Origin of the sequence: Bradyrhizobium sp. (assembly GCF_049691595.1) — a bacterium.
GTDB lineage: Bacteria > Pseudomonadota > Alphaproteobacteria > Rhizobiales > Xanthobacteraceae > Bradyrhizobium.
The window spans coordinates 1-25096 of the sequence record NZ_JBAVNZ010000288.1 but is presented as its reverse complement, the minus strand read 5'-3'; the positions used below and the strand labels follow the sequence as shown (position 1 = coordinate 25096).

The 25096-nt window shown below is 64.7% G+C and carries 19 protein-coding genes; 9 read left to right on the top strand and 10 right to left on the bottom strand.

Annotated elements, in window-relative coordinates; translation table 11 throughout:
* Positions 1-13 precede the first annotated feature (13 nt).
* Entirely contained in the window at positions 14-661 is a 648-nt protein-coding gene (locus WCE35_RS13020) for an alpha/beta hydrolase (RefSeq protein ID WP_424593758.1), read from the top strand.
* Positions 662-759: 98 nt separating this feature from the next.
* On the opposite strand, the gene WCE35_RS13015 is transcribed toward WCE35_RS13020, so the two are convergent.
* Both WCE35_RS13015 and WCE35_RS13010 read right to left on the bottom strand, forming a co-directional pair.
* On the bottom strand, positions 760-1434 hold the full coding sequence (locus WCE35_RS13015; RefSeq protein ID WP_424593757.1) for a glutathione S-transferase family protein: 675 nt from the start codon (positions 1432-1434) through the stop codon (positions 760-762).
* 82 nt (positions 1435-1516) lie between these two features.
* Positions 1517-2620 (bottom strand): anhydro-N-acetylmuramic acid kinase, encoded by a 1104-nt coding sequence (locus WCE35_RS13010; protein WP_424593756.1) that lies wholly within the window; start codon positions 2618-2620, stop codon positions 1517-1519.
* A 163-nt stretch (positions 2621-2783) separates the two neighbouring features.
* Between WCE35_RS13010 and tyrS the strand changes: the two genes are divergently transcribed.
* From tyrS to WCE35_RS12995, 3 genes are all read left to right on the top strand, one after another.
* Entirely contained in the window at positions 2784-4037 is a 1254-nt protein-coding gene (gene tyrS / locus WCE35_RS13005) for a tyrosine--tRNA ligase (protein WP_424593755.1), read from the top strand.
* Between the two features lie 47 nt (positions 4038-4084).
* The gene (locus WCE35_RS13000) at positions 4085-4705 is read left to right on the top strand and encodes a thiamine phosphate synthase (RefSeq protein ID WP_424593754.1); all 621 of its coding nucleotides are present in this window, start codon (positions 4085-4087) and stop codon (positions 4703-4705) included.
* Between the two features lie 67 nt (positions 4706-4772).
* Positions 4773-6020 carry an MFS transporter gene (locus WCE35_RS12995; protein ID WP_424593753.1) on the top strand — a complete coding sequence of 416 codons (1248 nt, stop codon included), beginning with the start codon at positions 4773-4775 and terminating at the stop codon, positions 6018-6020.
* A gap of 15 nt (positions 6021-6035) precedes the next feature.
* On the opposite strand, the gene WCE35_RS12990 is transcribed toward WCE35_RS12995, so the two are convergent.
* Positions 6036-9716 (bottom strand): DUF3971 domain-containing protein, encoded by a 3681-nt coding sequence (locus WCE35_RS12990; protein ID WP_424593752.1) that lies wholly within the window; start codon positions 9714-9716, stop codon positions 6036-6038.
* Positions 9717-9944: 228 nt separating this feature from the next.
* On the opposite strand from WCE35_RS12990, the gene WCE35_RS12985 reads away from it, so the two are divergent.
* Together WCE35_RS12985 and WCE35_RS12980 are read left to right on the top strand one after the other, a co-directional pair.
* A complete protein-coding gene (locus WCE35_RS12985; protein ID WP_424593751.1) occupies positions 9945-10655 on the top strand; it encodes a peroxiredoxin in 711 nt (236 codons plus the stop codon).
* Positions 10656-10750: 95 nt separating this feature from the next.
* The gene (locus WCE35_RS12980; protein WP_424593750.1) at positions 10751-12109 is read left to right on the top strand and encodes a peptidoglycan DD-metalloendopeptidase family protein; all 1359 of its coding nucleotides are present in this window, start codon (positions 10751-10753) and stop codon (positions 12107-12109) included.
* A gap of 138 nt (positions 12110-12247) precedes the next feature.
* Here the strand turns inward: WCE35_RS12980 and WCE35_RS12975 are convergent, their stop codons facing one another.
* Complete coding sequence (locus WCE35_RS12975) at positions 12248-13765, bottom strand: hypothetical protein (protein ID WP_424593749.1); 1518 nt, start codon at positions 13763-13765, stop codon at positions 12248-12250.
* Between the two features lie 668 nt (positions 13766-14433).
* Here WCE35_RS12975 and WCE35_RS12970 point away from each other — a divergent pair.
* Both WCE35_RS12970 and WCE35_RS12965 read left to right on the top strand, forming a co-directional pair.
* Complete coding sequence (locus tag WCE35_RS12970; protein ID WP_424593748.1) at positions 14434-14856, top strand: cupin domain-containing protein; 423 nt, start codon at positions 14434-14436, stop codon at positions 14854-14856.
* 7 nt (positions 14857-14863) lie between these two features.
* On the top strand, positions 14864-15121 hold the full coding sequence (locus WCE35_RS12965) for a hypothetical protein (protein ID WP_424593747.1): 258 nt from the start codon (positions 14864-14866) through the stop codon (positions 15119-15121).
* 141 nt (positions 15122-15262) lie between these two features.
* Here WCE35_RS12965 and WCE35_RS12960 read toward each other — a convergent pair whose 3' ends face one another.
* On the bottom strand, positions 15263-16486 hold the full coding sequence (locus tag WCE35_RS12960) for an ABC transporter substrate-binding protein (RefSeq protein WP_424593746.1): 1224 nt from the start codon (positions 16484-16486) through the stop codon (positions 15263-15265).
* Positions 16487-16645: 159 nt separating this feature from the next.
* Between WCE35_RS12960 and WCE35_RS12955 the strand changes: the two genes are divergently transcribed.
* Positions 16646-18796 carry a carbamoyltransferase C-terminal domain-containing protein gene (locus tag WCE35_RS12955; RefSeq protein ID WP_424593745.1) on the top strand — a complete coding sequence of 717 codons (2151 nt, stop codon included), beginning with the start codon at positions 16646-16648 and terminating at the stop codon, positions 18794-18796.
* Here WCE35_RS12955 and WCE35_RS12950 read toward each other — a convergent pair.
* The 5 genes from WCE35_RS12950 to WCE35_RS12930 form a co-directional block, all read right to left on the bottom strand.
* Complete coding sequence (locus WCE35_RS12950) at positions 18783-19688, bottom strand: DMT family transporter (protein WP_424593744.1); 906 nt, start codon at positions 19686-19688, stop codon at positions 18783-18785. The two genes, WCE35_RS12955 and WCE35_RS12950, sit on opposite strands and share 14 nt — an antisense overlap.
* An 84-nt stretch (positions 19689-19772) precedes the next feature.
* Positions 19773-20645, bottom strand: a complete 873-nt coding sequence (locus WCE35_RS12945) for an NAD(P)-dependent oxidoreductase (RefSeq protein ID WP_424593743.1) — start codon at positions 20643-20645, stop codon at positions 19773-19775.
* Between the two features lie 3 nt (positions 20646-20648).
* A protein-coding gene (gene prfB / locus WCE35_RS12940) for a peptide chain release factor 2 (protein WP_424593742.1) occupies positions 20649-21780 on the bottom strand; the annotation gives its coding sequence in 2 pieces (ribosomal slippage) (positions 20649-21710 and positions 21712-21780; 1131 coding nt in all).
* 80 nt (positions 21781-21860) lie between these two features.
* A complete protein-coding gene (locus WCE35_RS12935) occupies positions 21861-24353 on the bottom strand; it encodes a penicillin-binding protein 1A (protein WP_424593741.1) in 2493 nt (830 codons plus the stop codon).
* Between the two features lie 207 nt (positions 24354-24560).
* Positions 24561-25096 (bottom strand): N-acetylmuramoyl-L-alanine amidase family protein (locus tag WCE35_RS12930; RefSeq protein ID WP_424593740.1); only part of this gene is annotated, 536 nt, incomplete at its 5' end.

The window sequence follows — 25096 nt, the reverse complement described above, 5'->3', positions numbered from 1 at the left end:
CAGGGGATCGCTGATGCCTGAAGTTATTTTCACCGGCCCCGCGGGCCGTCTCGAAGGCCGCTATCATCCGGCCAAGCAGAAGAACGCACCGATCGCGATGATCCTGCATCCGCATCCGCAGTTTCATGGCACGATGAATCACCAGATCGTCTACCAGTGCTATTACGCGTTTGCCCATCGCGGATTTTCGGTGCTGCGGTTCAATTTCCGCGGCGTCGGCCGCAGCCAGGGATCGTTCGATCATGGCACCGGCGAACTGTCGGACGCGGCCTCCGCGCTCGACTGGGCGCAGACCATCAATCCCGAGGCGCGTGCCTGCTGGGTCGCCGGCTTCGCGTTCGGCGCCTGGATCGGCATGCAGCTTCTGATGCGCCGGCCCGAAGTCGAGGGTTTTGTCTCGATCGCGCCGCCTGCCAATCTCTACGACTTCTCGTTCCTCGCGCCCTGCCCGTCGTCGGGGCTGATCGTGCATGGCGAGAAGGATGCGGTGGTGCCGCCGAAGGACGTCAACACGCTGGTCGAGAAACTGAAGACCCAGAAGGGCATCGTGATCGACCAGCAGATCATCCCCGGCGCCAACCATTTCTTTGACGGCAAATTGCAGCCGTTGATGGAAACGGTGACCGGCTATCTCGACATGCGGCTCGCCAACGTGCGCTGACGTCCCGTAGGATGGGTTGAGCCCTTCGCGAAACCCATCACCATGATGAACTACAATTGATGGGTTTCGCTTTCCGCTCTACCCATCCTACGCCGCCGTCATGCCGCTGCGCGTGCCTGCAGCCCCGACAGCCAGGATTTCCGCCGCGCGATGAAATCGCGCAGCGGCGCCGGGTGGTCGGCGCCGACGGCCATACGTACCGAGGGCCGCGCCGCCAGGATTTGGCGCCAGCGCGCCAGCTTCGGCTTACCCGCCAGAATGCCGAAATCCGCGATGTCATCGAACACGTCGAAATAGCGGAACACCGGGCCGAACACGGCATCGACCAGCGAGAAATCGGCGCCATCAAACCACGGCGCGGCAACGACCCGCGCCTCCAGCCGCGCGAAGCGCTGCGCGAGCTGGGCGGTCCTGGCCTTGAACGCGGCGTCGTCCGGGGCTGCGTAAAACCCCGCGATATCATTGAGAACGGCCGAGCCGAACTCGATCCACGCCCGATGCTCGGCGCGAACCAGCGGATCGGCGGGATGCAGCGGCCTCTGTTGGGTTTCCTCGAGATATTCGAGGATCACGGCGGATTCGAAAATCGGGACGTCGCCGACCTGCAGCACCGGCGTCTTGCCGAGCGGCGATATGCCTAAGAACCAGTCCGGCTTGTTGGCAAGATCGACATCGATCCGCTCGAAGGGTACTCCCTTCTCGGTCAGCGCGATCACCGCGCGCTGCACATAGGGGCAGAGTTTGTGGCTGATCAGTTTCAGCGGTTTTGGCATCGCAAACCTCGAAATCAATGCATCTGCATCTAATTGAATGCATCTGCATTAAAATGTCAAGATCAATGCGATCGCATTGAAATCACGGGCGCGCGATCACCCCGCCTGTCATCGGGATCGGGACCCCCGTGGTCGCGGGATAGCTCAGCGGCAAACCTTTAAGGCCGCGGGCCGCCAGGAAGCCGAACGCCTGCGCCTCGATCGCATCCCCGGACCAGCCGAGCGAATCCGCCGCCTCGACGGTTGCGGGCGCAAGTTGCTCGCGCAGCATCCGCATCAGGGTCAGGTTGCGGGCACCGCCGCCGGCCACGATCCAGCTCTTCGGCGGCTTCGGCAGCAGCGCCACGATCCGGGCGATCGCCGCTGTCGTGAACGCCGTCAGCGTCGCGGCGCCGTCGGCGGGCGACACCTGGCCGAGCTTCAGCGCGGCGAAATCGTTGCGGTCGAGCGATTTCGGCGGCGGCAGGGCAAAGAACGGCAGCTCGAGCGCGCGGGCGATCCAGGCCTCGTCGGCGGCGCCCTGGGCGGCCATGCGGCCCTCGCAATCGAAGCGCTGGTGCATCACGCGGAACATGTAGTCGTCGATCAGCGCGTTGCCGGGCCCGGTATCGCAGGCGATCAGCGTGTCCGGCCCGTCGATATAGGTGATGTTGGCGACGCCGCCGATATTGAGCACGGCCATCGGCCCTTCGCGCGCAAGCGATTGCGCCAGCGCACGGTGATAAACCGGCACGAACGGCGCCCCCTGCCCGCCGGCGGCAACATCGGCCGCCCGGAAATCGTGCATCACGGGGATGTGGATGGCCCTGGCCAGCGCCGCGCCATCGCCGATCTGCACGGTCAGTTTTCGCTCCGGCCGGTGCAGCACGGTCTGGCCGTGAAAGCCGACGATATCGATATCTTCGTAGCTGATGCGGTTTTGCGCGGTAAAGGCGGCGACCGCCTCCGCATGCGCGAGGGTGACGGCGCGCTCGGCCTCGGCAAGGCTGCCCGGCCGGGCGTCGCGCTGTGCCAGGTGGATGGCCTCGGCCAGCGCCCGGCGCAGCAGGCTGCGCTCGGTTTCGCTATAAGGCCGGTATCCGGACGGGCCGAAGGCCTTGACCTGCCTGCCGTCGGTTTCGATCAATGCGACATCGACCCCGTCGAGCGAGGTGCCGCTCATCAGACCGAGTGCCGTCAACATCATGGCGATGGTGCCCTATCGGCGCCCCGGCCCGGGACGCCCGGCTTGTGTCAAACAAGCACATCTTATAATGCCACAGCGCGTCCGCCCGCGGCACCCCATTCCGCCCTGGTTCGGTAACTTGATGCAAATAACGTAAAACAAGAATGATCAGAGCAGCAGACAAATGACCGCATTTAAATCTGATTTTCTGAACATCTTGCAGGAACGCGGCTTCATCCACCAATGCTCCGATTTCGAGGGCCTCGACGCGCTTGCCGCGAAAGGCCAGGCGACCGCCTATGTCGGCTATGACTGCACCGCGCGCTCGCTGCATATCGGCAATTACCTCACCATGATGATGCTGTACTGGCTGCAGCAAAGCGGCAACAAGCCGATCACCCTGATGGGCGGCGGCACCACCATGGTCGGCGATCCCTCCGGCAAGGATGAATCGCGGGCGCTGCGCAGCGTCGAGGAAATCGAGGCCAACAAGGCCTCTATCCGCGGCGTGTTCGCAAAAGTGCTGCGCTATGGCGATGGCGCCAGCGACGCGGTGATGCTCGACAATGCCGAATGGCTGACCAGGCTGAACTGGATCGAAATGCTGCGCGACATCGGCCGGCATTTCTCCGTCAACCGCATGCTGACGATGGACTCGGTGCGCCTGCGTCTCGAACGCGAGCAGGAGATGAGCTTCATCGAGTTCAACTACATGATCTGCCAGGCCTATGATTTCGTCGAACTGTCGCGGCGCGCCGGATGCCGGCTGCAGATGGGCGGCTCGGATCAATGGGGCAACATCGTCAACGGCGTCGACCTCGGCCGCCGCATGGGCACGCCGCAATTATTTGCGCTGACGACGCCGCTTTTGACGACCGCATCGGGCGACAAGATGGGCAAGACCGCCAGAGGCGCGGTCTGGCTCAATGCCGACGAGTTCAGCCCCTACGATTTCTGGCAATACTGGCGCAACGTCGAAGACGCCGACGTGGTCAAATTCCTAAAGCTGTTCACGATCCTGCCGATCGGCGAGATCGCGCGGCTTGCCGCGTTGCAAGGCGCCGAGATCAACGAAGCCAAGAAGGTGCTGGCGACAGAGGCGACCGCGCTGCTGCACGGCCGCGATGCGGCCAATGCCGCATCGGAAACCGCGCGGCAGACTTTTGAGGAAGGTGCGATCGCCGAATCCCTGCCGACGGTGGAAATTTCACGCGGCGAACTCGCAGCCGGGCCCGGCGTGCTGGCGCTGTTCGTCAAGGCCGGACTGGCGGCGTCCAATGGCGAGGCGCGCCGCCAGATCAAGGGCGGCGGACTTCGCGTCAACGATGTCGCCGTCACCGACGAGAAAATGGTGCTGACACCTTCGAACCTGACGCCGGAAGGCGTCATCAAGCTGTCGCTCGGCAGGAAGCGGCACGTCCTGCTCAGGCCTGCATAGGCGCATTCGCCGCGTGACGATTTCCGACTTCCGCAACAGAGGTTGACATGGACCCAGTCGTCGATCCGTTCTACCCCATTGTTCCCGACCTGGACTGGCTCGAGCGCCTGTTGCCGCTCGGAGTACGGATGGTTCAACTCCGCCTCCAGCGCGCCACGCCTGCCGAGATCGACCGCCAGGTCGCCCGCGGCCTCATGCTGTGCCGCCGTGATGGCTCACAGTTTGTCGTCAACGGCCATTGGGAAGCAGCGATCCGCCATGGCGCCGATTTTCTGCATCTGGACCCCGACGAGTTCAGCGAAGCCGACATCACGGCGATCCGCAATGCCGGGATAAGACTGGGTCTGAGCGCCTCTAATCAGTCGCAGTTGATGTCGGCGCTGGAGGCGGACCCCGACTATCTCGCCTACGGGCCGGTCCATGAAACGCCTGCCCAAGGCACTTCCTGGGACCCACAGAACATCGAGATCATCACGATCTGGGCGAAGTCGGCGCCCTGCCCGCTGGTCGCCATCGGCGGCGTCACGTTCGACGATGCCGAGGCCCTCCATCAGGCCGGTGCACTTTCGCTCGCCGTCGACGCCGATTTTCTTGACCACGCCGAGCCCGACGCCCGCGTCCGCCAGTGGTGCGCCTGGGCCGACCGCATACGTGAACTCGCCGCTTAGAGCTTTGGCCGGCCTGTTTGGCTTTAAACCCTTGCCACGGGATGCGGATACGCGCTCCCTGCCGGTCATGGATCAGCGTGCGCCGGGGCAGGATGTATTAGCGAAGCCACTGATGCCGGCGCGCACAGCCCTCAATGTGCTTGCGCTGTGCTTTGCGCTGTCGGTGCTCGGCCGCGGCCTGGGTGAGAGTTTTACGGTTTTCCTCAAACCGATCGCCGAGGATTTCGGCTGGGACCGTGCCCAGGTGGTCTCGGTCTACTCGCTGACCTGGCTTGCGGGAGGCCTGATGGCGCCGCTGATCGGCCGGCTGTTCGACCGCGCCGGCCCCCGCATTGTCTATTCGCTTGGACTGGCGCTGCTCGGCGGGGCGTTTCTGATCGCAGCCCGCGCGCAATATCTCTGGCAGTTCCAGGCGAGCGTCGGGCTCAGCGTCGGGCTCGGCATCGCCCTGATCGGCAACGTGCCGAATTCGATCCTGCTCGGCCGCTGGTTCGGCCCGCGGCTGCCGACCGCGATGGCGATCATGTACTCCGCGACCGGCGCGGGCGTGCTGGTGCTGCTGCCGGCCTCGCAGCTGCTGATCGAGAAGATCGGCTGGCGCGACGCCTACCAGGCGTTCGGCGCCGTCGCGCTGTTCCTGATATTGCCGCTGCTGGTGCTGCCATGGCGGCGGTTCGCCGCCGGCTCGCCGCTCGTCGCCAAGAAGGCCGACACCGGTTTCGCCGATGACGGCTGGACGCTCTCGAGTGCGATGCGCCACCACGCCTTCTGGGCGCTGTTTTCCACCTTCTTCTTCACCGCGGTCGCGATGTATGCGATCACCGCGCAAATCGTCGCCTACCTGATCGACGCCGGCTTTCCGCCATTGCAGGCCGCCACTGCCTGGGGTTTTTCCGGCGTCGTGCTGCTGTTCGGCATGCTCGGCATCTCCACGCTCGACGGCATCATCGGCCGCAGGCCGTCGGTGCTGTTCAGCTATGCGGTCTCGATCGCAGGCATCATTCAGCTCTGGCTGTTGCAATATTATCCGAACTTCTGGCTGCTGACGGGCTTCGTCATCTGCTTCGGCAGCATGATCGGCTCGCGCGGCCCGCTGATCACAGCGACCGCGCTGAGAATCTTCCGGGGCGAGCGGGTCGGGACGATCTATGGCACGATCTCGATCGGCAGCGGGCTCGGATCGGCGATCGGCTCCTGGAGCGGCGGCCTGATCCATGACTGGACCCACAGCTATGATCCGCTGATCGCGTTCGCACTGGTCAATGTGGTGCTGGGATTGATTCCGTTCCTGGTGGTGCCCGCGCTGCGGCGCTAGCAAACCAACCCCAAACTAATTGTTCGGCGGAAGTTCCACCGGGGTGTTTTGCTTGCCGGTGTTGAACTCGAAAATCTTGCGCAGCACGCCGGGCGCCATGGCCGAAATCGGATTGACGCGCAACACCGGCTGGCCGGGGGTGCCGACGACTTCATAGGTCACGCCGATCAGGCCTTCATTGCTGCCGCCGCCGAGGAACAGGCCGATGACGGGAAGCTGGCCGAACATGTTGTTCAGCCCGTAAAGGGGGACGAATGTGCCGCTCATGCGAACCGCATTGCCAACATAATCGATGCTGCCCTCGATGGTCGCGCCAATGGTCGGGCCCTTGACGACGCCGTCCCGGATCATCAGCTGTCCGCTCTGCCGGGTGAACTCCGCGCGTAGCGCCGAGAAGGATATGCCGTTCTGGACCCCAACGGGTCCGCCGGCCGCGGCACGCTCAAGCTGCGCTTCCCCTTTGACAGAGAAATCGCGGACGGTGATCAGGCCCTCCTTGGCGCTGGGTTCAACCGTGGGCGGTTCCATCGCCAGCGCGAGCTGACCGCCGAGCATCTTCGAGTAGGTGTCGGTGAAACGGAAGAACGCCCCGGCATCGTTGGTTTGCAGGTAGATCACCTCGCGGCCCTGCCCTCGGCCGCCGCGCAGATCGGCGGTGACCGGCGTATCGCGCCCGACCTTGCCGTTCAGCGCGAAACTCTTGATGATTCCGTTGCGCCGCGAAAACTTGGCATCGACGCTGCGTACGGCTTCGCCGTTGAATCCGGCAACCGCACCGAGCTTGAGATCGAAATCGAAATCGATGTTCCTGGTCTTGCTCCGGGCGTCGGCCTCCTTGCCCGAGATCGCCGATTTGAGGAAACCGCGGCCGTCGAACACCTCGCCGCGCATCGTCACCTTGACGACGCCGTCCGGGCCGCGTTCGGCCTTCAACGAGGTCTTGTCGCCGTCGGATGGGGCATAGGTCGGGAAGTTCGCGCTCATGAGGTCGCCGTTCTGGTCGACTTCGAGCGATCCCTTGATCGAGACGCCGCCGCCGTCGACGACGATATCCTCGAATCTTGTCGATTGCGGCTTCTGCACCACGTTGAAGGCCGCCCGTCCCGATTTGCCGGGCACCTTGACCCAGCCCGGCAGAATGTTGTCGAGCTTGAGCGAGGTGAGATCGGCCTCGATGCCGACGCGGCTGTCGTGGTCATTGCCGCCGCTGATCTTGCCGGTCAGCTTGATCGGGATCGCGCCGCTGACGGCCGGCCCGAGATCAAGGCCAAGCCGGGCGCGGCTCGAATCATCGAGCGTCGCCTGCAGCTTGAGGTCGGCGTCGCCCTCGCTCGGCTTGCGATAATCGAGCGAAGCCTGTTGCCCGTTGATCTTCACGTCACCCCTGACCTGGTAGCCCGCATTGTTGGCGACGACCTTCAGCGCATTGGCTTCGAGTTTCTGATTCATCACCAGTCTGTCGATGCTAACTCCGCCAAGATCGGCGGTGACGGCATAGGTGGTGTCGGCCTTGGTCAGCGAGCCCTTGACCGGGACGCCGAGCATGATCGCGGCGGCAACCGTTCCCTTGCTGGCATTCGGGTCGATGAAGGTGCCGGTAACATCGCTGAGGCGATCGGAGGCGAGAATTTCGGCCGCCGCCGGAACCGGGCAATCGACCCTGAACTTCACCCGCGCCGGCGATGGCTTCGGTGCCATATCCGGCACCTCGAAGCTGAAGTCCGAAATGTTGATTTTGCGTCCGGCCGGCGTGTCGGCGATCCCCTGGCCGATCGTGACGGTCGCGGTGCGGCCGGTGACCCGGGCCTTGAGATCGGCGTCGTGCACCACAGGCATTTCATCGACCGGACGCACCGCCACGCCTGACGCGACGATGTTGACGGCCAGGCCGTCATCCGGGATCGGCGGGCCTTTGCGCGAAAGATTTCGCACCGGCGAGTTGACCCCGACCTCGATGCGCTGGACCGTGCCGCGCTCGATCCGCTCGATCACCCATTCGCGCACTTCGGGCACGATCAGGACCGGCCACATCCGCTTCAGCGCCGAGGCCGACATCGGCGTTCCGGCAAAACCGAGCTGCAGCCGCGGCTCCCCCGAATAATCGACATTGCCGGTTCCGGCGATGCCGATCTCGCCGTTGCTGATATCGGCCTGGGTGAGGAGCATGCGCTTCTTGTCGGTGTCGAAACGCAGGCCGATCGCGATGCGATTGAAGATCAGCGGCGGTTCGCTGTCGATGCCGGCAAGCACGATGGTGCCGCCGCTAAAGCCTGCCTGCCAATCGGTGACGCTATCGTTGGGCGGCTCGAGATGGGCGAGCAGCGTGATCCGGTTGGCGCCGGAAATGACCTTGAAGGGCGCGACCAGCACGCGCCGTGCGGAATCCCATTCGACATTCATTTCCGCCAAATCGATCGGCATCGGATAGTCGGGCGTATCGCTGTCGATCATATGGCCTGCGCCCGCGGTGATCTTGCCGCGGAAGTAGGTCGGCAGGCCGTCGCGGCCCAATTCGCCCTTCAGTTCGCCCGACAGCGGCAGGTCCGCGCTGTAGGTGAGGTCCTTCAGCCGCAGCGCCAGCAGGATATTGGCGGTCGGTACCTTGTCGGCGCGAATATCCACCGACCGCACGCCGTTGGTCTGCGGGCCAACCGAGACGCGAAGCGACCATGGATGGCTGCCCTCTTCGCCAAGGCTCAGCGCCACTCCGCCGCCGCGCGGCCGGCGCAGGCTGAGGCTGATATTGTCGAAGGTCCATTTGTTGCCGCGCTGCTGGTCGTCGACGACCAGATTGCCGTTCTTCAGGCCGATCTCGTTGAGGTTCTGACCGTCAAGGCCGGTCAGGCTCAGACTGTCGAGCCAGTCGAGCCCGGCCAGCAATCCGCTTTGACCGGATTGCGGCGCGGGCGAAGAGGTTGCGGGCGCCGGCGGCGGCCCGCGCGGGAATGTCGGCGCAAGACCCGCATCCCGTTTCGAGGCGACACCGGTCGCGAGCGGCTTTGCCGTATCGCCCGTGGACACCGTCACGGTGCCGTCCGGCGTGATGCGCACCGACAGTTCCGCATCGACCAGATTGAGGCTCTCGGCGCGAAGCCGGCCCATCAACAGGGCGGTGCCGGAGAGCCTCACTTCGGCTTTCGGCGCGCTTGCGACAATGGCGCGGTCACGATCCCGGACCACGATGTCGCGAATACGCACGGCGATCCGGATCCTGCCGGTGCGTTCGATCTGCGTGCCGCCGACCTCGACTGTATTGCCGTGGCCGATATTGTCCTCAATCGCCGCCGCCAGCCAGGGCGTGGCCATGTCGAGATTGATGGGGCCGGCCCCAAGCCGCCACCAAAGCCCGCCAAAGCAGACGGTGAAGATCGCCGCCAGCGCGGCAAGCACCAGGGCAAGGCGCTTGACCCAGCGTTCGCCGCTCACCCAGCGCAGCGCCACGGCGACCCGGTCGCCGAACCGGTGAAAGCCGGAATTGGAGCGGGACAACAGCCGCCGTGCATGGTGGCCCGCGGCCTCGTCACGGTCCTGGTCCCAGCCGTCTTCATCGTCCCAATGCGAGATTTGGGCCTCGACGCGCGGACTAGACCCTTGGGGCGATGTTTTCCCTGCCATTGCCTTCCGGTGCTGGCGCTGAGGACGATCGCCGTCACAGGCGCGCCCGTCGATCTCTATCGAGCGCTTCTGTGCCGGCATCGCTGCCAATCCTCGATCAATACTGTTACTCGTTGTCGGGCCCAAGGGTCTATTCATGGGTTTGTTCATGGGCCCATTCAGCGAGCGGACGGGTGGTATGTCGAATTCCGGGTGACCATACTCCGGCGCCATCAGACTTGCCCAGCGGTCGGCGCGAATCCGATTCTGCAGGACGAGACCCGCAATAGTCTATTGGTTGAGCCCCGGAAAGCGACGAAAGGAAGGCGTATGTCCACGAAAAAACGCAAGAAATCCCCCAAGACCGCAACCAGGACGACCGCGGCCAAAGCGGCCCGCGGCGGCGCGAAAGCGGCGGCCAATAAGCCGGCCGCCAAAGCCGGCAAGGCCGTTGCCAGGAAGACCGCCAACAAAGCCGTCAAGAAGTCGGGCAAGCCGGCCAACAGCGCTCCGGCAACAACATCGCATAAGGCGCCGTCAAAACCGTTAAAATCCGCGCCGGCGGCCGGGCCCAAATCTGCCCTGGTCGAAGGTGCAAAGGCGCCCGCTTTCCGCTTGCCGCGCGACGGGGGCGACAGCGTCTCGCTCGCCGACTTCGCCGGCAGCAAGCTGGTGCTGTTTTTCTATCCGCGCGCCGACACCCCTGGCTGCACCAAGGAGGCGATCGACTTCACCCGCCTGAAGGGCGCGTTCGAGCAAAGCGGCGCGGCGGTGCTGGGGGTCTCCGCCGACAGCGTGAAGGCGCAGGAATCATTCCGAAACAAACACCGGCTTTCCGTTCCCCTGATCTCGGATGAGAAACATGAAATGCTGCAGGCCTATGGCGCCTGGGGTGAAAAATCCATGTATGGCAGAACATTCCAGGGCATTCTTCGCACCACGGTTCTGATCGGCGCCGATGGCCGGATTGCAAGGGTCTGGCGCAATGTGCGGGTCGACGGCCATGCCGACGAGGTTCTTGCCGCCGCGCGGGGGCTGTAAAATAGTTCCATTTGCTGAAAATTAACCATGAGAGGATCAAATCAGCCGCGCAAATTGGCCGTACGGAATTCCATCCGACCGGCGCGGGAGTGCCGATGTCGTACCGTTCCGGTCATCATTCCGAGTGTCAGCCGCAGCACCACCATCCTCAGGACCATGGCCGGGCAGCTCCTCGCCGTTCCGCGCCGCATGCGGCATCGGCAGCGGCTCGTGACGGCTATACCATCGTCCACGCCGGCAAGCAGGTCCGATTCGGCCCGGTCGCTTTCTGGATCGTGGTCGGCACGGTCACCATGCTCGGCATGTGGTCAGCGGCGACCGCCACCTATTTCGCGTTTCGGGATGACGTTCTGACGCGACTGATCGCCCGTCAGGCGGAAATGCAATACGCCTATGAGGACCGCATCGCCGAACTGCGCGCCAGGGTCGATCGCACCACCAGCCGTCAATTGCTCGATCAGGAACAATTCGATCAGAAACTCGACCAGATCATGCGCCGCCAGACCGCGCTGGAATCGCGCGCCAGCGCGCTAGGCGCGATTCCGGATGCGTCCACCACCGGATCGATCAAGCCGTCGGCGCGCGGCGGGGCGGCGGATGCGCCCGCCTCCGGGGCACCAAAACCGTCCCCGATCAGCGACACCGTGATCTTCGTGGCGCCCCCGGACCGTGAGGCGCGGCTGGAGTCGCGCGCGCCCCTGATTTTGAAGCCGCAGCCCAACCAGTTCGCAAAGGTTCAAGGCGTCGACAACGTCCTGGTTCGCCTGCAGGGTTCGCTCGATCAGGTCGAGCGGCGGCAGCTGGCCGCGCTGAACTCGGTCGAAGACAGCATGGAATCACGGGTCCGACGGATGCGCGGCGTTATCACCGACCTCGGTCTCGACATGGCACAGCTGGAGGCCGCAACGCCCCGCTCGGGCATCGGCGGCCCCTTCATCGCCGTGAAACTCCCCGCCGATGCCGGCGCGTTCGAGCGCCAGCTCTACCGGATCAACGCGGCCCGCGCGCAGATGGCGCGCCTCAACCAGACACTCGCGCTGGTGCCGTATCGCAAGCCCGTCATCGGCGAAGTCGAATTCACCTCCGGCTTCGGCGTCCGCAGCGATCCCTTCCTCGGCCGTCCGGCGATGCATACCGGCCTGGATTTCCGCGCCGCGAGCGGCGACCCCGTGCGCGCGACCGCGAGCGGCAAAGTGGCGTCATCGGGATGGGCCGGCGGCTATGGCCGCATGGTCGAAATCGACCACGGCAATGGGCTGTCGACCCGCTACGGCCATCTGTCGGAGATCAACGTCCGGGTCGGCGACCTCATCAGGATCGGACAGGTGATCGGCGCGGTCGGTTCCACCGGCCGCTCGACCGGGCCGCATCTGCACTATGAAACGCGGATCGACGGCGACGCGGTCGATCCGCAGAAGTTTTTGCGCGCAGGCGTAAGGCTGAGTTCGGGCTAGACCAGGGCTCGGACTCACAAGCACGTAGCCAGATGCAGATCACGCCGCGCGGCAAGGGCCTATCGTCGCAAATACACTTGCGCTGAATCTACTTCCGCTTTGAGGGTACAGCGGCCACGGCCGGAATTGCTGCTGGTCCTATCCGGTAGCGAATGACCCCAACTTGGACATCGAGGGCAGCGGATCGCTACGATACCGATGAGCCGCTTCTGGGGCCGGAAGGCATCGCGCATCTGATCGTCGCAGAGGGGGCCGCGTGATCAGTTCGACGGCGAAAAGGGACAGCATGAGGCCTACCATCGGCACTTCGGTAATCAGATATCGCCAGACGTCGAGGGTGTGGGCGCCGGCGGCGGTTGCGATCGAAGCCGTCCACATCACGAGCACGATGCCTGCGCGCGCCACGAAGGCGGGGCGCCGACGCCGCACAGCGGTCACCGTCCAGAATATGACGGCGATAACGAAGGCGATGGACAATGCCCTGTACAGGTAGGCGGAGATGCCTGGGAGATCGGACAACAGGCCGATCCGAACTGGTTCGCCTTGCAGATCGATCGGCTGAACCGCCCGGCCGTGCCGCGTCATGATGTCGGCCACATGCGGTACATCGTCGGTCGACACCGTTATGGCAGGCTCGAGTCCGTAAGCCGGCCATGCGACCGAGGCGCCATAGGCCATCTGACGGACGAACTTGCCCGCGTAGTCGAGCGGCCGGTCGCGCACGGCGGCCAGGAAGATGCGCCGATAGGCCGCGGCCGCGCCGACGGCATTCCCGGTATCGTCGGCGATGTCTCGATCCAGTGCGGTGTCGAAGAGGCACGCGTCGCCGAAGAACCCGAGCACGGGCCAGCGACCCGGCTCCGCGGCGAAGTCGGCGGCAAGCCGCGCCATCGTGGCGTCGGCGCGGTTGCCGGCCGCCGACACGATCTCGTGTCGCGCTGCATCGCTTGCAAGCACGATGTTCAGGTGATTGCAGAACAGTGTCTTGGGGACGAACACGGCCGAGGCTTGGTCGGAGTAGGAAGCCCCGAACCGGGAACCGGCGGCGAGGAGCGCCAGCGCCGCCGCGACGGACACGGCCATCACGGCAAGGCGCGCTGACGTGTATGGCCGGGCGAGGTGGGCGCCCAACAGGACGGCGGCGATTGGGACCAGGACGCCCTGCGATCTAAAGCACGCCGCGAGCGCCGCGCACAGGACGGAGGCAGCGACCGCGCAGCACTGCGCCGTTTTGCCGACGCAGGTGGCAACGAGCAATCCAGCCAGTGCCAGATTGAGGAAGACCGCAAAGAGAAGCTCCGCGGTGAGGACGTTCCTGAACAGCAGCAGGCCCGGATACGTCGCCACGAGGATGATCGGCACGAGCCCACCGGCGTTGCGCGTCGCCGCCTGGGCAGTTGCTGCAAGCGCCAGCATCAGGACGGCCCACGCCGCCTGCTGCAGGCGCACCACCGTTCCGAGGTCGCCCCCGAACGCGAACGTCACGGCCAGGAACGCGGGATAGCCCGGATCGCGCCCACCCGCCACGGTCGGCCTTCCAGCCTCGAGCGTGCGAAGCGCGGATTCCACGAAGGACGGTGTGTCGCCCCAGATGACCGGGACCGCCGGCCTGAACGATACGACGATCGCTACCAGCAGCGCGACCCACGCCAGCACTGCCCATGGCCACGGGGACCCGACGCCGCCCCGGAAGGCGGCTCCGCCCGTTGTACGCGCTGGAGCTTCGCGGTCGGACCGCACGATCGCCGTCCCCCACGGGATGAAGTTCGAATGCCGCCCCAGCCTCATGCTAGACCAAAACGATCTACAAGACCATCGGAGGGCACGGCGTGCTCCCGGCTCCCTCGGCCGCGCGTCAAACGCAATGGGGATTTCGGCCTTGGCGTTCTGTTGCCGACGTGAATTGAACGCTGGTTTTGGGACGCGATCGAAGAGGCGATGACCCTGATCGTCCGATCGCGATAGGCCGAAGCGGCCTCGCGCGGTGGAGATCGAACGACACGACGGCTATCGAGGACGGCGCGACGGCGAGTCATGCTGAGTCTTCGGCTGCTAATTTGCGGATCGTCATGTCTTCGATCATGCGCTGCCGCAGCGTTCTACCGCGCGAGCGGTTTAGTCCTCTGATCCATGTGAGACATCGGCCAGCCTCTCATGTTCGTGCTGGTCGACGGCTGGCACCTGGTCGCGGGCGGCCTGGTGCAGAGCTACGGAACGTAGAGCGTCCAGCACCGTCGCCTTGTCAGCCAATCTTCGCGAGCTTACCATGTACGTTGCCGAAGATCAGAAAGTCTGGACAAACGATCCGGAACAGGGAGGTCGTCATGCTCACAAGACGTGGCTTTACGGGATTTGCGTCATGCGCTCTCTGCGCGATCACGGGATTCATCGCGACCGAAGCGTCAGCACAAGGAGCGCCGCCGCCGTCGGGCGGCGTCAACCGGAAGATTCTCTCCAGGACCGACGGCCCGGCGGCGGGTTATGAGACTGTGCTCGTGGAAGCCGAAATAGAGGCGGGTGTCGCGGTTGGCCGCCACACGCACCCCGGTATCGAGTCGGCCTATGTGCTGGAAGGCGGCTTCGAGCTTCCGATACAAGGCATGGAAACCCGCATCTTGAAGGCCGGTGACGCCTTCCAGGTGCCGCCAAATACGCCGCATGCCGGCGGCAAGGCGGGCACCGCGAAAACAAGAATTCTGATCACCTACGTGGTGGAGAAGGGCAAGCCGCTCGCCTCCCCCGCCTGATAACGGCGTGAACAAACGTGCCTGCCGTGTTATTGCCGCGGCGCTCGGTCCGGGCGTCGCGGGTGCGGTAGGTCGTCACCTGCGGCATGAACGAGACCGTGATCGAGATCATGGCGCGCATGGCGGCGGCAAAGTTCCGGCACGTGCCGGTCGTCGAGGAGGCCGGCTCGCCGGCATCGCGTCGATCGGCGACGTGGTGAACTGGCGCCTTGACGAACTGAAGCACGAGTCCGCGGCGCTGCGCGAATACATCGCGACGGATTGAGTCCGGCACGCCTGATTACCCCGGCGCAATGGGCTTCCTTCTGTGCACATCACGACATGTGGCCCTGAAACCGTCGTCGGTAGCTTTCAACGCATGGCGGACATCGCAAATCGTCCGCCCGGGCATTTGTCGATCGAAGGGCTAATGCCCGACCTCGCCGGTGATCACCTCCCCGAACAGCTCCCACGTCTCGCCGTTGAACTTCATCAATTGCATCTGCTCGATCGGGAAGAAGTCGTTCGGCCCGGTGTTGATCCTGATGCCGGGCAGCAGCACCTCGCTGGAAAAATCCTTCAGGTTCGCGGCCTGCTTCATCACGTTCTCGCGGGTGAGGTCATCGCCGCACTGCTTCAGCACCTGAACCATGGTCTGCGCCGTGGCGTAGCCATAGACGTTGTTGTTGTTGGTCTTGTCGCCATCGGGAAAATACCTGTCCATGAAGGCTGACCAGGTCCTGATGCCGGGGTCGTCCCTCCACAATGGATCGGTCGGGTCCTTCAGATAGGCGGTCGAAATGATGCCCTTGGCATTTTCCAGGCCGGCCGGCTTGAGAACCGTTGCGACCGATGTCGATACGTTGCCGAGGAAATAGGCCGGCTTCCAGCCGAGCTCGCCGACTTTCCGGATCGCCTGCGCCGCACCCTTTGGCGCCGCCCATGTCACGAAGATATCGGCGCCGGAGTCTTTCAGCGCGACGATCTGGGAGTCGATGGTGGGATCGCTCACCTCGTAGGACTTGTCGGCTATGATCATGTTGGCCTTGTGGCCCAGACCGTCGCGCAGGCCTTTCATCTGGTCCTTGCCGGCGTCGTCATTCTGCCAAAGCGCAGCGATCTTGCCGTTCGGATAGTGCTTCAGGATGTAGGCGGCGTAGATGCGGCCTTCGCTCTGGTAGTTGGGTTGCCAGCCCATGGTCCACGGAAAGTTCTGCGGATCGCCCCATTTGGTTGCGCCGGTCGCGACAAAGAGCTGCGGCACTTTCCTGGCGTTCATGTATTTCTGGGTCGCCGAGTTGGACTGGGTCCCGAGCGGCTGGAAGATCAGCAGCACCTCGTCGCTTTCCACGAGCTTGCGCGCCTGCTCGACCGCCTTTGGCGGACTGAAGGCGTCGTCATAGCTGATGAAGTTGATCTTGCGGCCGTTGATGCCGCCTTCGGCGTTGATCTTGTTGAAATAGGCCGCCTGCGCCTTGCCGATCACCCCATAGGCGGAGGCCGGACCGCTATAGGGCATGATGTTGCCGATCTTGATCTCGGTGTCGCTCGCGCCCGGATCGTATTTCTTCTGCGCATGGGCCGCGGTCGTGGCCGAACTGGCGATCGCAAAAGCTGTCAGGGCAATCAATCGAATAGCGCGAACCGGCATCGTTCTCTCCCCCTTGGCGACTTGTTTTGATCGAGTTTCGCAAGTCGCGCGGGCGCATGCAAGCATCGGCTTATTCCGCGAACCGAAACGGCATTGTTGCCCGACGCCATTTGTGATTGATGCGGGGCAGCTCTTTCACTGACAGCAAGGCCGCGCGGGTTGGAACTGAACAGACGAATTGGTCCGCGATATCCAAAACTCGCCGCCGCCGGATTCCGCGCCGCGCGATGGCTGGCGGCGCGGACGATGGGGCCTGCGGGTTTTCATCAGCTCGGCTCGGATTTCGCCGGTGCGCGGATCGCGGCGGTCCGCGAAAAACTCGCGCGCGGCGAGACCGTCCATCTCGCGGGTCTGGGGCCTCCCGGGACGCATAATTCGGGCGTCGCGCTGGTCGAGGTGACGCGGGCGAACGGTCCGCGCCTGATCGTCAACAACGAGGAAGAGCGCTTCTCCGGCAACAAGCACACCACCGAATATCCCCGCGCCTCGATCGATGCGATGGTGTCGACGCTGCGCGGGCTCGGGCGCGATATCGGCGATATCGACGCCTGGCTGACGAGTTGGGACTATCCGACGCTGGCCGGAACGCTTGCCCGCTCGGTGCTGGAAGAATTGCCACAAAGCCTGAAACTGTTGCGCACCACCGAGGCCGCCGGATTCGATCGCCGCCGTCTCGACCAGATGACGCGGACGCCGAAAATCCTTGCCCGGCAGCTCGGTCTTGCCGAGCGCGTGCCGCTGATCTGCATGCCGCACCACGACAATCATGCCTGGTTTTCCTTCGCGGCCTCGCCGTTTGGCGATGACGGCAAACCGGTTGCGATCGCCGTGCTCGACGGCACCGGCGATCAGGGCTCGATCTCGCTCTATGTCGCCGAGAACGGGACGATGCGCCGGCTCTATTGCAATGACAGCATGTTCGACTCGCTTGGCGCTTTCTACAGCGTGATTTCATCGACGCAGGGCGGCTGGACCTGGCTGTCCAGCGAAGGTCGCTACATGGGCGCCGCCGCCTGGGGCGACATGAACCGCGCCAGCAATCCCTATTATGAACGGCTGAAAAACGTGCTGCATTTCGGCGACGGCGGCGAGGTCCGGCTCAATCGGAGCCTCGCCAACTGGTATTGCGACCCGTTCGATAACCCCTACAAGGCGGCGCTGGCCGGCATCATCGGCGAGCCGCTGAAGCCCGACCAGCTCTGGAATCCCGACGCGGTGTTGCGGGTCGAGGACATCCAGCACCGGCCTGACACCAGAGATCGTCTCGACAAGGCGGCCGCGACCCAGCTGGTGTTCGAAGACGCGATGATCCATGTGGTGGATCATCTGTTGCGCGCAACCGGCGCCAACCGGCTGGTCTTGACCGGCGGCGTCGCGCTGAACGCGACCGGCAACATGCGGCTGCTCGAACATTTCGATGAAGCCTGGTTTGCGAAGGCCCAGCAACGCGACGCGCGGCTGCATCTGTGGGTGCCGCCGGTGCCCGGCGATCCCGGCGTCACTATTGGCGCCGCCTGGGGCTTCGCACATCTGGCCGGTGCGCCGCGCGGCGCGCCGATGACGCACGCCTTTTACTGCGGCTCGCCGCCGTCACATCACGATATTGCCGCCGCGCTCGAGGCCGATGATATTGCCTCGCAGCCAGTCGGCGATATCTCGACGCCGGACGGCCGCGACGCGGTCGCCGATCTGATGGCGTTCATGGTGGCGCAGAACGGCGTGATCGCGCTGTACCAGGGCGCGGCCGAGACCGGCCCGCGCGCGCTCGGCCACCGCTCGATCCTCGCCAACCCTTGCGACCCCGAGGCGCGCGAGCGGCTGAACGAGCGCGTCAAATACCGCGAGGCGATCCGGCCGCTGGCGCCGATGGCGACGCTGGAAGCGGCGAGGGAATACTTTGATCTTCTGCCAGGCGCGTCCGACGCCGATTACAACGCCTACAACTACATGGTGCTGACGGCGCAATCGACGCCCCGCGCACATGAGAAAATTCCGGCCGTGATTCACGCCGACGGCACCGGCCGCATCCAGATCGTGCGGTCCGACGACGACCCCCTCACCTACGCCTACCTGAAGGCGCTCGGCCGCCGCATCGGCGTCGAGATATCGGTGAATACGTCCTTCAATGTCGCTGGCCCGATCGCGCAAACGCCGCAACAGGCCATCGACACGCTGCGCCGCTCCAGAGGGCTCGATGTCGTGTTGCTGGTCGCGAGCAACGGCGCGGTCCATGCCGCATGGCATGGCGGCGCGCGCGACAGCGGAAGATTCTCGGGCTGGCTTTCGCAATGGAAAACTATCGCTGAATGAACTTCAGCACGCGCCCGTCGATCACCAGCAGCGCGCTGCCGATGACCAGCGCGCCGACGATCTCGCGCGGCGAAATGCGTTCGCCCAGCACCAGATAGCCGAGAAGGATCGCCGTCACCGGAATCAGCAGCGTCACCAGCATCACATTGGTCGCGCCCGAGCGCCGCAGGATCTGGAAGAACACGATGTAGGCGAGCGCGGTCGAAAAGGCTGCGAGACCGATCACGGCGAGCCAGGTCGCCGCGCCCGGCACCGGCAATTGCCATGGACGATCGACGATTCCAGCGACGACCGTCATCATGGCGGCCGAGGCCAGCATCTGAAACGTCGCGGTCGCAAGCGGCGGCGAGTTTGACAAGCGGCGTCGCGCCAGCAGCGCCGACAATCCGTAGCTGAAGGCGGCGGCCAGACAAAGCAGGATTCCGATGCCCTGGCCGGTCTCGAAGCCAACCCCTTGGCCGTGGAGAATGACGACGCCGATCAGCCCGGCGAAGACCCCCGCGATCCGCCGCGCCGACAGTTTTTCCTCGCCCGCCGCCGCCATCACCACGACGGTGAACAGCGGCGTGGTGGCATTGAGGATCGAGGCCAGCCCGCTCGCGATAGTGGTCTGTCCGATCACGATCAGCGAGAACGGCAACACGTTGTTGAGAAACCCGATCGCGAGATACGGCGCCCAGGCCGCCACGCCCTTCGGGAAACGTATCCGGTAGACCCACAGCAGCGGCAGCAGGATGACGGATGCGAGCGCGACCCGCAGGAACACCAAGGTCAGCGGCGGCAGTTCCCTCAGCACCACGCCGTTGAAGAAAAACGAGCCGCCCCACAGGATCGAAAGCAGGCCGAGCAGCGACCAGTCGCGCGCGTCAATCCGATCGTGTTTGGCGGTCATGGCGGCATCTCTGCGGTAAGGCGGGATGCCTACCGCGGCGCCTGAGCTCGTTCCACCCGATTTCCGGCGGGACTTCGCGGCACACTATTTCGGCCGCGACACGATCTCGATCATTTTGCCCTCGTCGTCGTCGGGCGCGTAGGCTTTGGCACGATCATAGGCCTGCACCGCCGCGTGGCCCATGATCGGCGCGTCGGCCAACAGGCTCTCGGCGAGCGCGACCGCATAGGCCGCATCCTTCTGCCGTAGCGCGGCCGTGAATGTCGCGCCGGAAAAATTCCGCGCCGCCATCCGCCTGGAATGACGGATCACCTGCGGGCTCGCGGCGACCCCGGACTCGACCGCCTCCAGCACCAGCTTCATGTCGAGCCCGGCCTGCTCGGCGATCGCAAGCCCCTCGGCAATCCCGGCGATCTGGATCGCGCCCATCAGATTGTTGATCAGCTTGTAGACCGTGCCGGAGCCGGCCGCGCCGAAATGACGGATGGTGGTGCTGAGGGGGGTGAGGTAAGGCCGCGCCTGTTCCAGATCGCCCGGCTCGGCGCCGACCAGCAGGGTCAGCTTTCCGGCCGCGGCCGCATCGGGCAGGCCCGTGACCGGACTGTCGATATAGACGAGACCGCGTCCGCGCAGCTCGCGCGCGAGCTCGAGCGCGTGCCGGTACGACACCGTGGAGCATTCGATCGCGAGCGCGCCGGCCTTCATGGTCGCGGCGGCGCCATCCTTGCCAAGCCAGACCGCGCGCGACGCCGCGTCGTCGGCGACCATGGTGACGACGGCGTCGGCGTCGACCGCGGCGTCCGCCGGCGAGGCCGCCCATCGCGCGCCGCGCCCGATCAGATCCTCCGCCTTCGCCTTGCTGCGATTCCACAGCGCGACCTCAAATCCGGCGTCGAGATAGCGGCCGGCCATGCCGTGCCCCATCCGTCCAAGGCCGATGAAAGCGACTTTTGCCATCGGCTAATCCACATCCTCGACCGCGCCCGGCGAGGTCCCGAACGCGCGTTGCGCCAGGGTCGCCGCCATGAATTCGTCGAGGTCGCCGTCGAGCACGCCGGAAGTATCGGAGGTCTGCACGCCGGTGCGCAGATCCTTCACCATCTGGTAGGGCTGCAGCACGTAGGAGCGGATCTGGTGGCCCCAGCCGATATCGGTCTTGGCGGCCTGGTCGGCGGCCGCCTTTTCCTCGCGCTTCTTCAACTCGATCTCGTAGAGCCGGGCGCGCAGCATGTCCCAGGCCTGCGCCTTGTTCTTGTGCTGGGAGCGGCCGGCCTGACAGACCACCGCGACGCCGGTCGGGATATGCGTCAGCCGCACCGCGGATTCGGTCTTGTTGACGTGCTGGCCGCCGGCGCCGCCGGAGCGCATGGTGTCGGTGCGCACGTCCGACTCCTTGATGTCGATCTTGATGCTGTCGTCGACCACGGGAAAGATCGCGACCGACGAGAACGAGGTGTGGCGGCGGGCATTGGAATCGAACGGCGAGATCCGCACCAGCCGGTGGACGCCGGCTTCGGTCTTCAGCCAGCCATAGGCGTTGTGGCCGCTGATCTGGATGGTGGCGGACTTGATGCCGGCCTCCTCGCCCTGCGTCTCCTCCAGATATTCGACCTTGAAGCCGTGTTTCTCGGCCCAGCGCGTGTACATCCGCAACAGCATCTCGGCCCAATCCTGGCTTTCGGTGCCGCCCGCGCCGGCATGGACCTCGAGATAGGAATTGAACCGGTCGGCTTCGCCTGAGAGCAGCGCTTCCAGCTCGCGCCGGGCGACTTCCTTCTTCAGCGCCTTCAGCGCGGCCTCGGCCTCCGCCACCACGCCCTCGTCGTTCTCGGCCTCGCCGAGTTCGATCATGCCGATATTGTCCTCAAGCTCGCGCTCGACCTTGCCGATGCCACCGAGCCCATCCTCCAGCGAGGTGCGCTCCTGCATCAGTTTCTGGGCCTTCTGGGGATTGCTCCAGAGATTGGGGTCTTCGGCGAGCTTGTTCAGCTCGGCCAGGCGCGCCGTGGATGCATCGACGTCAAAGATGCCTCCTCAGCAGCCCGACCGACTGCTTGATCTCTTCAACAAGGCGTTCGACTTCGGCGCGCATGGTTTCTCTGATCCGCGGTGTAAACCGCTGCTTGCGATGCTGCGAGGGATGTAGCGGCGCGCGCCGCAAAGCGCAATCGGCTAGTAAAGCCCGCCGGTTCCCGGCCGCATGAAATTGCCGGCGTCGGGCGGAAATCCCTGCGGGATGCGGCCATCCGCATCGGCGACACCGATGACGGAGTAGCTATCCGGCGGCGCGGTGCCCGGCTTGAAGGCTTCCAGAATGGTGCGGCCGCCCTCGCCCGGACCGACGCGCATGCCGCTCTTGGCATCGACGCGGATCAGCTTGATGCCGGCCGGGACCTTGAACGGCGTCGCGGGCTTGTCGGCCAGCGCTAGTTTCAGGAAATCGCGCGCGATCGGCGCGGCGACATGACCGCCGGTGGCGTTTCTGCCGAGGTTGCGCGGCTTGTCGTAGCCCATATAGACGCCGACCGCGAGGTCCGGCGAGAATCCGATGAACCAGACGTCCTTTTCGTCGTTGGTGGTGCCCGTCTTGCCGGCGATCGGCTTGCCGACCTCCTTCACGACCGTGGCGGTACCGGCCTGCACCACACCCTCCATCATCGAGGTGATCTGGTAAGCCGTCATCGGATCGAGCACCTGCTCGCGGCGGTCGACGAGCTGCGGTTCGGGCTGGTTCTTCCAGCCGCCGGGCGCGTCGCAGCCGCGGCATTCGCGGGCATCGTGCTTGAAGATGGTGCGGCCGTAGCGGTCCTGGATGCGATCGATCAGCGTCGCCTTCACGCGTCGGCCGCCATTGGCGAACATCGAATAGGCCGTGACCATCCGCATGACAGTGGTCTCGCCGGCGCCGAGCGCATACGAAAGATAGTTCGGCAATTCGTCATAGACGCCGAAGCGCTTGGCATATTCGCCGATCAGCGGCATGCCGATGTCCTGCGCCAGCCGCACCGTCACCGTGTTGAGCGAGCGCTGCAGCGCGTTGCGCAGCGTCGTCGGTCCGTAATATTTGCCGGTCGAATAGTTTTCCGGACGCCACACGCCCGAGCCCTGCCCCTGATCGATTTCGATCGGCGCGTCGATCACGACCGTCGACGGCGTGTAGCCGTTGTCGAGCGCCGAGGAATAGACGATCGGCTTGAACGACGAACCCGGCTGGCGATAGGCCTGCGTCGCGCGGTTGAACTGGCTCTGGTCGAACGAGAAGCCGCCGACCATCGCCAGCACGCGGCCGGTCCAGGGATCCATCACCACCATGGCGCCCGACACTTCCGGCAATTGCCGCAGCCGGAACTGGCCCTCGACAATGTTGCCGTCCTTTGCAATCAGCGGGTCCGCATAAATGACGTCGCCGGCGGCCAGCACCTGCGTGACCGCCGTCGGCGTCTTGCCGCGCGCCGGCCCCGACGCGGCCTTGGCCCATTTGACCCCGTCCAGCGTGATGATGCCGGTCTGGCGTTCCTTCGCAACGGCACCGCCGAGTTCGCGGCCCGGCTGAAAGCCGATCCGCGCGGACTGGTCCGAGGTTTCCAGCACCACCGCCATCCGCCAGGGCGAGATGTCGGACAGCGATTTGACGTCGGCAAGCTTGACGCCCCAGTCGCCGGATATATCGAGCTTGCTGGCCGCTCCGCGCCAGCCCTGCGTCTCGTCATAATTGACGAGGCCGGCGGCCATGGTCTTGCGCGCCATCACCTGCATCTTCGGATCGAGCGTGGTCCTGACCGACAGGCCGCCTTCATAGAGTTTCTTTTCGCCGTAGCGCTCGAAGATGTCGCGGCGGACTTCCTCGGCGAAATACTCGCCGGCGAAGATGTGCGCGGCGTTGCTGCGGCTGGTGACGACCAGCGCGTCCTTGCGCGACTTGTCGGCATCGGCCTGTTTGATCCAGCCGTTTTCGACGAGACGGTCGATCACGTAATTGCGCCGTTCGATGGCACGGTCGCGGTTGCGCACCGGGTGCAGCAAGGCCGGCGCTTTCGGCAGCGCGGCGAGATAGGATGCTTCGGCGATCGTGAGTTCGTTCACCGACTTGTCGAAATAGACCAGCGAGGCGGCGGCGATGCCGTAGGCGCCGAGGCCGAGATAGATCTCATTGAGATAGAGTTCGAGAATGCGGTCCTTGGAATAGGCGCGCTCGATGCGCATCGCCAGCAAGGATTCCTTGATCTTGCGCGTGAACGAGACTTCGTTGGTCAGAAGGAAGTTCTTGGCGACCTGCTGGGTGATCGTCGAGGCGCCCTGCGGCCTGCGGTTGGAACCGTAGTTCTGCGCATAAACCACCGCTGCGCGCGCCATGCCCGAGAAGTCGATGCCGCCATGCTCGTAGAAATTCTTGTCCTCGGCGGCAAGGAACGCGTTGATGACGAGTTTTGGAACCGCCTGGATCGGCAGATACAGCCGCCGCTCCTTGGAATATTCGCCGAGCAGCGCGCCATCGGAGGCGTGCACCCGCGTCATGACCGGCGGCTCGTAATCCTGAAGCTGCGAATAGTCCGGCAAGTCCCTGGAAAAATGCCAGATCGCGCCGGCAACGCCGGCGACGCCCACCAGGAACAGCACGGTTCCGGCGGCGAACAAGAAACCCAAGAACCGCACCAGCAAGCGCATTATCGAAGTTCCGTTCCAACCCTCGCGCCGGGGTTTTCGGCGGCTGTTCTCGTGCGGACGGCCGGGCCCAGAAAGCGGCCATCGCGCAGGCAAATAATACTACAGCCCGCCGGCCATGCAGCCCTCTTCCAAAATATCCGGCCGCGCGATTCTATACCGTTGCCGCTGTGGCCAAACTAGGGCTTGGCGCATCGGACCAACCTCTTTTCATTTGGTGGAACCGGCAGTTGCCAGGCGTTTGGTGAAAAAAGCGTCGACCGCCTGGGCGATGGAGGCGACCGTCTTGTTCCGCCAGTTCTCCGAAACCAGATGTTCGAGGTCGCCCTTGTTCGAGACATAGCCGAGCTCGACCAGCACCGAGGGCACGTCGGGGGCTTTCAGCACCCGGAAGCCCGCGGATTTCAGCGGGTGCTTGTGCATCCGCACCGTGCTTTTCATTTCGCCCATCAGCAGGCGCGCAAACCGGTTGGAGAAGGTGCGGGTCTCGCGCTGCGCCAGATCGATCAGGATGTCGGCGACCTCGGTCGGCTCGTCGGATAAATTCACGCCGCCGATCGCGTCGGCCTTGTTTTCCGCCTCGGCCAGCCGTTCCGCCTCGGCGTCGGAGGCCCTGTCCGACAGGGTGTAGATCGTCGCGCCCTGGGCGTCGCCCTCCTGCCGCGGCAGGGCGTCGGCATGGATCGAGACGAACAGCGAAGCCGAATGGTTGCGCGCGATCTTGACCCGGTCGCTCAGCGCAATGA